Here is an 11,873-nt window from a genome sequence, read left to right on the forward strand (position 1 = left end):
CGTCAGGAAAGGTCGGGGACGGTGCCGCAGTCCGCCCGGCTCACCTCGGTGCCGGGGAGCGTCGCGGACCAGGGTGATGCCAGGGCCGCCAGGGCGCTCGCGTCCGGAGGCGTGTGGCCGAGGCCGATCGCGAAGCGGGCCAGGCTCGGCGTCCGCTCGAAGGGCCGGGGCCAGGCGTGGGCGTCCGCGCACCCGGCCTCCGTCAGGGCGCCGAGCAGGGCGCGCAGCCGGCCGCGGGTGCGGCCCAGGTTGTCCTCGAAGTCGCCGGGCCGGGAGCCCGTCACGGTGACCACGGCCCAGGCGGCGTGCAGGCGGTGCGGTGGCGTGGCAGCGGCGACGGCGTCGGCCAGCCGTGCCGCGGGGCTCTCCTCCAGTGCCTCCCATGCGGCGAACAGCTCCCGCGTCAGCAACTCGGCCATTCCTGCGGTGACTTGTCCGGTGCAGCTACGGACCGGGGCGGACGGGGTCAACACGGTGACCGGGTCCCCGGCCGCGCATGCGGCTGCGCATGCGGCTGCGTACGCGGCTGTGCCCTGGGCGGCCGGCGCGGCCTGCGGCAGGTCCAGCGACACCGGGGTGCGCCAGTCCCAGGCGGCCCAGGTGGCGAAGAAGGTGCGGAGCAGGGGCCCGGGGGAGAGGTCGGGGGCGGAGCGGACCGTATGGGCGGCCAGCACCGACCAGGCGAGTCCCGGCAGGCCGCCGAAGGGCGCCGAGTCCACACCCCGGGACCGGGCCCAGGCCTTGACCTCGCGCGCCAGCCGGGCGAACGCGGCGTGCTCCGGGCCCACGAAGTCCCGTACCGCCTCGGCGTCGCTCACCGCACTCAGCGCCACCGCCGCGGCCTCGCCCAGCTCCGCCCGCCCGGCGACGGCCCGCTCCGGCGGCACCGGCCCGGTGGCGACCACCACGAGGTCCACGTCCAGCCCGGTGACGCCGAACCGCAGGCCCGGCACCCGGGCACCGGCCACCTCGCGGACCCGTTCGGCCTCGGGGAGGGCCGACGCGATGCGCGCCCGCACTCCCGCCAAGTCGACGGCGCCGGGCAGGGCCGCGACCAGGTCCAGATCGGAGCCCGCCCCCGCACACCCCATGCGGCGCGAGCCGGCCACGTACACGACCCCCTCGGGCAGCGCCGCGGCGACCCTCGCGGCGAGCCCCGCGTCGCCCGGGCCGGAGGGTGCGGGGCGTGGCGGGTCGGGGGTCCAGTGGGTTCTCCCCGTGCCGAGTTCCACCGTGGCGCGGATCTCCATCGGGCCGTCCCCGCGTCGGGACAGTACGGCGAGCGAGGCCACGCGGGCCGTGCGGCCGGCGCCCAGGCGGCCCGCGAACTCGCGTTCCGCGCGGCGGGGATCGGGGCTGCGGCCCAGGGTCAGGTGGGGGGTGAAGCCCTCGGCCCGGCCCCGGCAGCCCGGGAACCGTGCCGCCAGGGACTGCCGCATCGCCTGCCACGGCGCGTCACCGGCCGCGGCCGGGTCCAGCCACAGGGTCGGGCCGAAGGCGTACACGCCCTCCAGGCGTGCGGTGAACGCGGCCGTTTCCGCGGCCGCTTCGGCCAGCAGGGGCAGCGCCGCCTCGAAGGAGGACTCCGGTACGAAGCCGAAGAGCAGGTTCACGTGCGCGGGCCAGCGCTCCGCCTGCGGGTCGTGTGCGCGACGCAGCGCCTCGACCGCCTCGTCCGGCGGCGCCAGCCACGCCACCGCCGTCCGCGCGGTGGCGTGGACGTCCAGCACCGCATGTTCGGACCCGTCGGCCGCCGGGCCGAAGTCCAGGGCGGCCTCGACCCCGTAGTGGTCGGAGATGAACAGTCCGTCCGCTGCCGGGGAGTCGCCGCGCAGTGCGGCCTCCGCCACGCGAACCCCCGCCGACCGCAGCAGGATCCGGTCCAGGCGGGCGGCCCGCCCCGTCAACGACCCCACGGCCGCGAGCGGATTGGCGACGGGGTCGAAGGTCGCGGTCCCGTCCTGCGGCCCGTGCACCTCGGTCCACGCGTCCCGGAGCCCCAGCGTCGCCGCCGGTCCCTCGGCTCCCGACCGACCGTCGTTGAAATCGCCGAGCAGGGCCACGTCGGCCGCCTCGATTCCGGCCAACCCCTCAGAAAGTCGCGCCAGTTCGGCCGTGCGGCGGTCCTCGCCCCGCTCCGTGTGATCGCTCGTCAGGTGCGTGGCCGCGACCACCAGGGGCCCACCCGCCGTGTCCACGGTCACGGCGACGACCGCCTTGTGCGGACCCAGCACGTGAACGCCCGCCTCCCGCACCGGCAGTCGGCTCAGCACCAGCAGCCCGCTCTCCGCCACGTCCCGGCCGCCCGGGTCCGCGGCGACCGTGTAGCGGGCCCGCACCCACGGCTCCGCGAGGAGCATGCCGAGCAGCTCGCGCTCCACCTCCTGGAGCGCGATCACATCGGCGTCCGCCGCCGCCAGGTCGGCCAGCAGCAGCGGCCTGCGCCGTGCGGTGGCGATGCGTGGGGCGTCGTACCGGTCCCAGAGCGTGTTCCATGTCAACAGGCGTATGTGTGAAGGTCGTTGAGCGCCGGTGGCCGTACCCTCGGGCGCAGCCCGCCACGCGCCGCCGCCGGACGCGTTCCACGCGTACGGCGTCCGTGCGGTGAAGAACGGCGCCCGCAGCAGCCTCGGGTCGCGGACCCGTCCGGCCGCGGTGCTGTCGATGACGTCGACGCCCGTCGCCCGGTCCCACACCAGCTGGCCGTCGGCTTCCACGAACAGCACCCGGTGCCAGGGGATGTCTCCCCCGGGCACGAAGGACGGCAGCGGTACCCGCTTCGGCGCGGCTCCGCGCTGCAGCAGTCCCAGTGTGAACCGGGCGGGATCGAAGCGGGGGTCCCAGCGGACCTGGTGGTAGAGCTCCTCGCTGGTACGCATCAGCCCTCCTCGCGGGTCGTCGTGCGGGTCGCGGTGCCGGGCACCGTGCGGGTCGCCGCACCGATCGTGCCCGCCGTGTCCTCGACGGTTCCGCCCGCCCCGATGTACCACGTGCGGTGCGCCTCGCCGGGATACGGCGGAGCGAACCGGCGCAGCTGGGAGGACAGCACCTGCTCCGGAACCGGGTGGGTCCGCGTGGAGTTGCGGCGCATCAGCTCCGCCTCCTCGACCAGCAGCACGGCATGCGTGACGAGCGCGTCGCGCCGCCGGGCGACCGCGCCGGCCGGCCCGCGCTGCCGGGCCGTGAGCGAGGTCGCGTCCCACACCACCGTGCCCCCTCGGCGCGCTGCCGCGGCGAGCGCGGAGTCCAGCCGGTCGAGGCCTTCGCGGAGCACGTCCGCGTTGTCCCGCTGGTCCGCGCGGGAGCCCCGGGCGCCGCGCAGGTCGTCGAGGCTGATGTACGCCTCCACCCCGGGCAGGCTCCGGGCGTAGGTGCTCTTCCCGCTGCCCGAGGGTCCGCAGAGCTGCACCAGGCGGGGGAAGGAGGCGCCGTCCCGCCAACGCCAGGTCGCCGCGACCGCCTCCTCGGCGCCGGTCAGTTTGCCCTGCCCGTAGGCATGGCGCGCCTCGGCCCAGCAGCGGTCGGCGGCGTCACCGCCCGTACCTCCGTCGCCCGCGTCGCCTCCGTCGCCTATGCCGGCTCCGGCGAGGGCCTCGCGCAGTCCGTCCCGCAGCGACTCCAAGGGCGCCGGACCGAGCAGCCCCGCCTCCTCGGCGTGCAGTGCGGACCACTCGACGCACTCGACGTGTTCGGCGTGCTCGACCCGCTCGCCGGCCCCGTCGCCCCGCTCACCGCCCCCACCGGCCCCGGGGAGGGCCCCGGCCAGCGCGTGCAGCACTCCCAGGTCGGCCGCCTCCGCCATCCGTACGAGCCCCGCCCGCCGTTCCGCGTCCGGGTAGGGGAAGGGCCTGCGCAGCGCCGGGTAGAGCCCGACCAGGTCCGCGACCCGCCGTGCGGTGGCCATCCCGAGCGGCCCCGCCGCCAGCCGGGACGCGAGCACGGACCGCGGTACGCCGTGCAGGGCCGCGGCCAGGATCCCGGCCAGCCGTTCCTCCCCGGACCGGCGCACGCTCAGCCCGTCGATGCGGTCCGCAACTTCGGCGACCAGCTCCTCGACTCCGGCCGCCTCGACCGCCGCCCCGGTCGCAGTGGCGGTCCCCACCCCCAGGCCCGCCCCCACCGCGCGGAGCAGCCCGGCCGCGTCCGGATCCGCGCCCGACCGGGCGTCCCAGAGGGCGGCCGTCGGACCGAGCCCGTTCGGCACGACCTGGGCGTACATCCAGTGCGTGTCCGTCTGCACGTGCCCGCCCCGCACCCATTTGGCCACGCACCGCCCGAAGTCGGCCCGGTCGAAGCCGGCCGCGGTGCGGACGACGTACCCCTCCTGCCGCGCCGTATCGAGCCGGAGCCGGCGCAGTGCCCGCTCGTCGAAGACGCCGCGCCACAGGACGCGGGGTCCGGGGACTCCGAGACCGCGCAGGAAGAGCTCCGTCCGGTCCCAGTCCAGGCAGTGGTCGCCGTCCCACACCGAGAACCCGTAGAACCACGCGTCGAGTTCCTCGTACGCGAGCGAGTGCCGGGCGAAGACGTTCTCCCCGCACACCCGCCAACCGGCCGGGATTCCCGGGCCGATGCGGCTCTGCAGCCCCTTCACCCAGGCCCGCGACGGATGGTGGCCCGAGTCGAGCGACCGTGCGTGCAGGCCGTCCGTGTAGAGGGTGGTGTTCTCGCCGTCGAGCTTCTCGGTGACCACGACCTCGCGCCCGGCGAACCCGGCCAGCATGCCGGGGCCGGTGGTCCGCACGTCGTCGGACGTCGCACCCGGAGACCAGGGCAGGTGCGGGGTCCGGGGGTAGTGCGTACGCATGATCCGCTCCCTGCGGGCCGAGGCTGGTGCCCGGCCACTCTAGGGAGGCCGAACCAGCCCGGACCAGCGAATATCGGCGGCTCAGTACCCGATGGTGAACCGCTTGCCCGCGTGCGCGTCGCGCTCGATCTCGTCCAGCAGCGCGACCGCGAAGTCCTCCGTGGAGATCAGGCTGTTCCCGTGATCGTCCACGACCAGCTCGTCGAGCCCCAGCCGGTACGTGCCCGTCCGGGTGCCCGGCTCGATCGTGGCGGCCGGGCTGAGGTTGGTCCAGTGGACCTCGTCCACCGGAACGGTCCGCAGGAAGTCGAGGGCGTCCCCGTGGGCGTGCATGACGGCGAGCACCGGCGCCGGGATCCCGGCCTGGTCCCAGACCTTCGGTCCGCCGGGGGTGCGCAGGGAGCCCGCACCGCCGACGGTGACCACGCGCGGCCGGGGCCCGTCCTCGCCGAGGGCCTGGACGCCGCCGATCAGTGCCTTCGCCGCACCGACGAGCGTGCCGGGATCCCCGGAGCCCGGACCGTACGCGCTGACCACCACGTCCTGCCCGGCCGCCGCCCGGCTCACGGACGCGGGGTCGAGGACGTCGCCGCGTACGACGCCGACGTCCGCGGAGCTGACTTCGGACTCGGCGAAGTGCGCGGGATCGCGTACGACGGCCGTGACCTCGTGTCCGCGCCCGAGTGCTTCGTGCAGCACCCGGGATCCGATCATGCCGGTCGCGCCGAAGAGAGCGATCTTCGCCATGGCCACTCCTGGAGGTGGAGGCTGGAGGGGCCCCGGTCGGGGTCCGCCGGGCCCATCCAAGCGAATCCCGCCTCCCGCACGCGGCAGCGCCACGCGGTCAGTGGCACAGCGCGACGATGGCCGGGTCCACCGTCCCCCGGGCCGCCGCGCACAGCGGCGCCATGTCGTACGTGCGGTTCGGTGCGGGCCGGGGGCGACGGGCCTGCGCTGCGGGCGCCGCGGGCTTCTTCGGCACGACCCGCCGGGGCTTCGCCGGCCGGTGCCGCGGGGCGGCGGGCTTCACCCGGGTCCGCGCCCGGGCGGCGGGCGCAGCGGGCGGGGCCGGCCGCGGAGCAACTGCGGCCCCCGGCGCGGGAGTCGAGGCGCCCTCCGGCGCAGCATCGGCAGCCGCATCCTGTGCGACCTCCGGCAGCGCCCCCAGCGGCCAGGCCTCGGTCGCCGGTCCCGGCAGGACCGTCCGCACCTGCGTCGGCGCGGGCCGTGCTCCGTTCCCCGGCCCGGGTCCGGGAACGGCCCCCGGCCCGGCCGGACCCACGGTCACACATCCGGTCACACACCCGGCCGCCACGGCCAGCGCGACAATGATCAGGGGCATCCACGGTCCCCGGCGCGAATCCATCCGCCCACCCTGCCCGACGGACGTCCGCACCCCCGCACGCGCTCACCCGGACGGGTGGTGCGGACTCCTCGGCAGGAGGCCTCAGCCGCAGGTCACGCTGTCCCTCGGCGTGTAACGGGTCTTCATCGTCTCCCGCTTGACCTCTTGCCCGCCCTTCACGAACACCCGGTCGACGGCGACGTCGAAGCCCTCCAGCGGGGACTGCGGCTCGCACTTCGGGCCGGTGTCCGTGCGCGTGGCGGGCGGCTTGACGTTCGTCCGCGGGCCCTTGGCCGCGCGGATCTCGTCGTACTGCTTCGTTCCGAGGAAGGTGATGGTGACCGAGGTGTCGGTCGCCTCGGCCTGGATGTAGAGGGCCTTGCCCGAGTCGTTGGCGAAGCGCAGGTCCAGACTGCCCCATGCCACGGTGGCCTCGCGGCCCTCCGGGTAGCGCTCGATGTAGAAGGAGTGCGCGCCGTACTCGACGGGCTTGACCCCGGAGAAGAACATCGCGTTGAAGACCGTGGTGGCCACCGCCGAAACGCCGCCGCCGGAGGCCTTCTCGTACTGGCCGTTGTTGATGATCAGGCCGTCGACGAAGCCGTTCTCCTTCGTGCGCTCGCCGACGCGGCGGTTGAAGCTCCACGTCTCGTCGGGCAGCACGAGCGAGCCGTTGATCAGCTCCGCGGCCCGCCCGATGTTCGTCGTACGGTACGGGGCCTTCTCGAAGTCGACCGTGAAGGAGGACACCTCCTCCTTGATGCCCAGCTGCCCGATCGTGTCCTTGGTGAGCTTGGGCCGGACCTCCTCGGTGGCGACCTCGGCCGTCCGCTCCGCCGCGCCCGCCCGCGTCAGCAGCGGCAGTACGGCGGCGGACAGGCCCTCCTCGGCGACCCGGCGTCCGGCCCGGCCCTCCTCGGCGACGGAGACCGCGCCGGCTGAGTCCGTACGCAGCTTCGCCTCGACGGGGCCCGGCGTGGCCTGCCGCAGCGGACCGGCCAACTCCGGGTCGGCGAGCAGGGCCTTGGCGTCGAGCTGGGGCGCGAGGCGGCCCTGGCCGTCGTCCTTGAGGGTGAGGTGCTTGGCGAGGACGGCCGGGCCGACGGGTATGCGCTTGCCCTGCACGGTCAGGGTGACCGGCGCGGACACCGCGGGTTCGGCGAACTCCTTCAGCGCCCGCTCCGTCTCCTGCTGCCCGATGCGGGGCTCCGTGGTCCGGACGGGCAGCACGACGGGCCCGCCGGGCGCCCCGTCCGCGGGCCGGGCGTAGGACGAGCGGAGCACGCCGAGGGAGCCGTCGACGTCGAGCTCGGTACCGGTGACCGGGGCCACGGCCTTGGCCTTGCCCTTCTCGAAGGAGACCGCACCTTCCCGGGCCTCCTGACGGGTCTTCGCGCCGAGCCCGTCCAGGGCGGAGCGGGCCGCCTTCTCGTCGAGCCGGACCACGGGCTCCACCGAGGGGTCACCGGAGGAGAACAGCCGGCCGATCACGCTGACGGGGTCGGCGCCGGAGCGGGCCGCCCGGTCGGCGGTGGCGCCGGTGTCCAGGGACAGGCCGAGCGTGGCCGGCTGCGCCTGCTCGGTCCGCTCCCCGATCCGCAGGACCAGCGGGGCCGCGGCGGACGGGCCGAGCGCACGGTTCAGGGTCTGCCGGGCCTCGGCGCGGCTCATCCCGCCTATGTCGACGCCGCGCACCTTCGTACCGGCGGCTATGTCGTCTCCCGCCAGCAGCAGGCCCGCGGCGTACAGCCCGCCGAAGCCGAGGACCGCGACGCCGCCCGCCACGCCGGCCACGCCCGGGACGGTCCACCGTTTGCGGGTGTCCGCCGGGGGGCCCGTGCGGGGTGCGCGTCGCATGTCTGGGTCTCTCCTCGGTGCGGTGACGTGGTCGGACCGGCGGTTTTCATGCCGCCAGTCCGCCCCGGGAACGTAGCAAGATCCGTGTAACCAGGTAATAAGGAGGTATAGGGGTGGCAAAGGGGAATGTGTTGATCTCCGTAACCCGGTGCTCGTCCGCGCTGTTGCACAGCCCGCGGGCCCACCCGTGCGGAACGCCCCGGCGAGGCCCGCACGATGGCCGCGCGATGCCCAGCGATGCCCAGCGATGCCCGCGCGACGGGGCAGCACGGCGCCCCCGCGGCGCCCCTACGGTGAATGGAGTCCGATGCCGCAGCTGACCGACGAGGACGTGACGCAGGACACGGGCGCCACCCCGGCCGAAACCGGAGCCCAGGCCGCATCCGGGGCCCACGCCGCACCTGGGTCCCGTGCCGAACCCGCTGCCCCCGCCGCGCGCCCCGGCACGTGGATGACCCCGGAGGAGTACGGGGCCTCCCGCGCCACCCTCTGGACCGGCGCCGTCGTCCTCGTCACCGACGGCGACGGGCGGGTCCTCGTCCAGAGCGTCGACTACCGCCCCGACCGGCTGCTGCCCGGCGGCGCCGTGGACGCCGGCGAGGCGCCGGCCGCGGCGGCCGCGCGAGAGGTGTACGAGGAGCTCGGCGTCGAGGGGCGCTACCCGCGCGGCCTCGCCGTCGACTGGATCCCCGCCGACGCGCCCGGCATGCCGCCCGGGATGGGATTCCCCGGCGAGATCCTGCACGTCTTCGACGGCGGTACCTGGACCCGGGAGCGCATCGACTCCATCCGGCTCCCCGCGCAGGAGATCACCGGCATCCACTTCGCCGAGCCGGCCGAGCTGCCCGCCCTGATGGACGCGGGCGACGCCCGCCGCGCCCTGTCCGCGCTGCGGGCCCGCATCAGCGGAGGAGGCGCCGCCCTGCTGGAGGACGGCCGCCCCACCACCCCCACCGCCCTGGACCGGCTCGGCGCCCTGCGCAGCCGCCGCGTTCCACTGCACGGCACCTGGCACCCGGGCCCCGCCCCCGCGCACCTGACGCCACGGGACCCCGTCGGCTGGCTGTTCGCCCCCGACGGGCGCGTGCTGCTGCTCATCGCCCGCGCCACCGGCGCCGCCCACCTCCCGCCCCCGACGGCGGGCCGCACCGCGGGCGCGCTCACGCTCGGGTACCGGTGCGCCGACCAGGGTGCCCACCCGAGGACCGCGGCCCGGCTCACAGCGCTGCCACCGGGACCGGACCCGGCGTACGCACGGCTGCTGGCCACCCCCGAACAGGTCCGCGAACTCAGCGACTGGGGCCCGGCGGGCCACGAGGAACTCGCCGCCGTCCACACCGCCCGCACCCACCTCTGCCTCCCGTCGCCGCCCCGCACCCCGCCGACGGAACTCCCGGCGGAGGGCTGCCACTGGTGAGCGCGGAGCGGCTCAATCCCCGGTCCGCGGGCCCCGGTCCCGCAGCATGAGGGGATGAGCGAGACTGCGATCACCTACACCGTCTACATCCAGGCCGACCCCGCGCGCGTGTGGCAGGCCCTGACCGAGCCCGCGTTCACCCGCCGCTACTGGGGGCTCGACTTCGAGACCGACTGGCGGGTGGGCTCGACGATGGACTGGGTGGAGCGCGGGGCGCGGACGAGCGATCCGGAGCAGGTCGTCCTGGAGTGCGTACCGGAGCGGCTGCTCTCCTACACCTGGCACACCTTCACCCCGCAGTGGGCCGCCTCCGTGGGCATCGGCGAGGAGCTGCGCGCCGAGCTGGCCCGCGAGCGGCGCACGAAGGTGACGTACGAGATCGAGCCGGTCGGTGACACGCTCGCCCGGCTCACCATCCTCCACGAGGACTTCGAACCGGGCGGCACCCTCATCGGGATGTGCGGGCGCGCCTGGCCGATGCTCGCGTCCAGCCTCAAGACCCTCCTGGAGACCGGCGCCCCGCTCCCGGAGCAGGGGCACGCGAACGAACAGGGCTCCGGCGGATACGAGAGCCACGGCGCCTGAGCCCGGGGCCGCCGGGGGCAGCGAGGCCGGCGGGGGCCGCGAGGTCAGGTGCGTGACGGGACGGTGCAGCTCGGCCGCCCGTCGGGGATGTCCTTGCTGTCGTCGTACGGGTCGACCACGGGCCACGGCCGTTCGGCGGCGGCCGCCTCCTTGGAGAAGTAGGGGTGGACGAAGCCGTCGACGGTGCCGCAGTCGTGGTTGCCGAGCTGCCGGCGGTACCCGGCCGGAATCAGCTTCCCGGCCGTCACGCCGGGGGAGTCGGACGCGGCGTAGAGCAGCACGAGCTGCCTCCGTACGACCACCCGTGCCACCTCCTCCGTGCCCGGCGCGGGCCCCGGCTCCGGGCGCGGGGACACGCGCCGCACGGCGTAGACGAAGGTGTAGTCGGCGTGGATCCTGATCTGCCCCGGAGCCCCGCCGGCCTCGAAGGCCATCCGGCCGCGCACCCTGATGCCGCCCCGGGCCGGAGTGAGCCGGGCGGGGTCGAAGCGGGTGAACAGCTCGGTGGGGTCGGCGTCCGGGAGCCCCGGTTCGCGCAGGTGCTCCGTCAGCTCGGCGCGGGCGGGCTGCTGCGGATCGAGCAGCTCCATGGCCTCGGCGGGCCACGCGCCCTGGAGCACCTCCGGATCCAGATTGGCCGCGACCAGGAACTCCCTGGCCCGGCTCAGTCCGTCCGAGACCTTCTCCTTCGGGATCGAACCGACCGCGGTGGCCGCGGGCAGCGGGAGCTCGTCCTTCTCGGTCGCCCAGGTCCGGGCGGGCGAGCCGCGCAGCGGCAGGCCCGTCGTGGCCGGCCACTCATCGGGCCATGCCTGCTCGTCGAGCCCGGCGGCGTGGAGCCGGCCCTCGGGCCGCCCCTCCGGGGCGGCCACCAGCCACGCGGTGACACCGGCGAGCGCCAGGGCGGCGACCGCTCCGACGGACAGGCGTCTGACGCGCCGTCGGCGCTGGTCGGCGTGGAAGGCCGCCTCGCGGCCCTGCTCCCGGCCCTGATCCCAGCCGCGGCCATGGCCCTGGCCCTGGCCCCGGTTCTGGCCCCGGTTCTGGTCCCCCACCCGTGCCTGGTCTTGTCCGTCCGCGCGCAGTCGCGTGACGAATTCCGCCGGTTCCGTCATGTCAGGCCCCCGCCCATGCTTTTGTCTCCGGCCCATCTCACAGGGCGTCACCGATGCGGCACAAGCCGGACCGAGATCACGTAATAGTCCTGTGACGTGCGCAGATGCGGGACGACCGGCTCCGACGGCCCCACCCTGACCGTCCCGCAGGGCCTTGATGCCACCCTGACAACTCGCCGTTCACCGGTGTCGTGTGGAATGGCCGCATGGGGAGAAGTGAGTACCAGATACGCCAAGGCGGCCCGGAGCGCCGGACCGGGGGGACGACGGGCGCGGCGGCCGCGAACGCGCCGTCCGAGCACTGGCGTTACGCCCGGCACCTGGAGTCCCTGGCAGCCGTCTCGGGACAGCCCGGGGAGGCCGAGGCCGTGGCCGCCGTCCTGCGCGACCCGGACCTGGTGATGGCGGAGAGCGCGGTGGTCACGCACCTCGACCGGCGGGCGGCCGGGCTGCTGGCCGACGAGGCCTTCCCGGCCTGGGCGCAGGCCGTCGGGGCCGCCCTCGGTGGCCGCAGCTTCGCGGCCCGCCGGCTGCGCGAGTGGACCCTGCTGAAGGCCGTCACGCAGGGCGAGCCCTGGTCCGCGGGGGAGCTCCTCGCGGCCTCCGACTGGTGTCAGCGCACGGCGGCCCAGTCCCTGCACGCGGACGATGCCCTACGGCTGCTCGCCGCGGGCGCCCGGACCCGCCGGGTCCGCAACGCGGCGGCGCAGCGGCTGCTGAGGCGGGCCGCCGTGAGCTCGTGACCCG

The 11,873-nt window shown here is 75.6% G+C and carries 9 protein-coding genes; 3 read left to right on the forward strand and 6 right to left on the reverse strand.

The window, feature by feature from the left end:
• Positions 1-2: 2 nt before the first annotated feature.
• The 5 genes from ACE1OC_RS36380 to ACE1OC_RS36400 form a co-directional block, all read right to left on the reverse strand.
• Positions 3-2,879: a poly(A) polymerase gene (locus ACE1OC_RS36380; protein WP_407840577.1), complete on the reverse strand. Its 2,877-nt coding sequence runs from the start codon at positions 2,877-2,879 to the stop codon at positions 3-5.
• Positions 2,879-4,807, reverse strand: coding sequence for an RNA ligase family protein (locus tag ACE1OC_RS36385; RefSeq protein WP_407840578.1), 1,929 nt, complete (start codon positions 4,805-4,807; stop codon positions 2,879-2,881). Before ACE1OC_RS36385 ends, ACE1OC_RS36380 begins: the two co-directional genes overlap by 1 nt.
• An 81-nt stretch (positions 4,808-4,888) precedes the next feature.
• A complete protein-coding gene (locus tag ACE1OC_RS36390; protein WP_407840579.1) occupies positions 4,889-5,554 on the reverse strand; it encodes an NAD(P)-dependent oxidoreductase in 666 nt (221 codons plus the stop codon).
• Between the two features lie 97 nt (positions 5,555-5,651).
• Positions 5,652-6,149 (reverse strand): hypothetical protein, encoded by a 498-nt coding sequence (locus tag ACE1OC_RS36395; protein ID WP_407840580.1) that lies wholly within the window; start codon positions 6,147-6,149, stop codon positions 5,652-5,654.
• A 105-nt stretch (positions 6,150-6,254) separates the two neighbouring features.
• Complete coding sequence (locus ACE1OC_RS36400; protein WP_407840581.1) at positions 6,255-8,009, reverse strand: VanW family protein; 1,755 nt, start codon at positions 8,007-8,009, stop codon at positions 6,255-6,257.
• A 307-nt stretch (positions 8,010-8,316) separates the two neighbouring features.
• Here ACE1OC_RS36400 and ACE1OC_RS36405 point away from each other — a divergent pair, with 307 nt between their 5' ends.
• Together ACE1OC_RS36405 and ACE1OC_RS36410 are read left to right on the forward strand one after the other, a co-directional pair.
• Positions 8,317-9,426, forward strand: coding sequence for an NUDIX domain-containing protein (locus tag ACE1OC_RS36405; protein WP_407840582.1), 1,110 nt, complete (start codon positions 8,317-8,319; stop codon positions 9,424-9,426).
• A 54-nt stretch (positions 9,427-9,480) separates the two neighbouring features.
• Positions 9,481-10,011 (forward strand): SRPBCC family protein, encoded by a 531-nt coding sequence (locus tag ACE1OC_RS36410; protein WP_407840583.1) that lies wholly within the window; start codon positions 9,481-9,483, stop codon positions 10,009-10,011.
• A gap of 44 nt (positions 10,012-10,055) precedes the next feature.
• Here ACE1OC_RS36410 and ACE1OC_RS36415 read toward each other — a convergent pair whose 3' ends face one another.
• Positions 10,056-11,126: a hypothetical protein gene (locus ACE1OC_RS36415; RefSeq protein WP_407840584.1), complete on the reverse strand. Its 1,071-nt coding sequence runs from the start codon at positions 11,124-11,126 to the stop codon at positions 10,056-10,058.
• Between the two features lie 206 nt (positions 11,127-11,332).
• Here ACE1OC_RS36415 and ACE1OC_RS36420 point away from each other — a divergent pair, with 206 nt between their 5' ends.
• Entirely contained in the window at positions 11,333-11,869 is a 537-nt protein-coding gene (locus tag ACE1OC_RS36420; protein WP_407840585.1) for a hypothetical protein, read from the forward strand.
• Positions 11,870-11,873 lie beyond the last annotated feature (4 nt).

The sequence above is a fragment of the Streptomyces stoeckheimensis genome, assembly GCF_045822005.1.
In the GTDB taxonomy this organism is placed as follows: Bacteria; Actinomycetota; Actinomycetes; order Streptomycetales; family Streptomycetaceae; genus Streptomyces; species Streptomyces stoeckheimensis.

Bases quoted from the DNA above. Each gene is read 5' to 3' on its own strand.
- ACE1OC_RS36380 (WP_407840577.1), bottom strand. From the start codon at position 2,879: ATGCGTACCAGCGAGGAGCTCTACCACCAGGTCCGCTGGGACCCCCGC.
- ACE1OC_RS36405 (WP_407840582.1), top strand. From the start codon at position 8,317: ATGCCGCAGCTGACCGACGAGGACGTGACGCAGGACACGGGCGCCACC.
- ACE1OC_RS36390 (WP_407840579.1), bottom strand. From the start codon at position 5,554: ATGGCGAAGATCGCTCTCTTCGGCGCGACCGGCATGATCGGATCCCGG.
- ACE1OC_RS36385 (WP_407840578.1), bottom strand. From the start codon at position 4,807: ATGCGTACGCACTACCCCCGGACCCCGCACCTGCCCTGGTCTCCGGGT.
- ACE1OC_RS36420 (WP_407840585.1), top strand. From the start codon at position 11,333: ATGGGGAGAAGTGAGTACCAGATACGCCAAGGCGGCCCGGAGCGCCGG.
- ACE1OC_RS36415 (WP_407840584.1), bottom strand. From the start codon at position 11,126: ATGACGGAACCGGCGGAATTCGTCACGCGACTGCGCGCGGACGGACAA.
- ACE1OC_RS36400 (WP_407840581.1), bottom strand. From the start codon at position 8,009: ATGCGACGCGCACCCCGCACGGGCCCCCCGGCGGACACCCGCAAACGG.
- ACE1OC_RS36410 (WP_407840583.1), top strand. From the start codon at position 9,481: ATGAGCGAGACTGCGATCACCTACACCGTCTACATCCAGGCCGACCCC.
- ACE1OC_RS36395 (WP_407840580.1), bottom strand. From the start codon at position 6,149: ATGCCCCTGATCATTGTCGCGCTGGCCGTGGCGGCCGGGTGTGTGACC.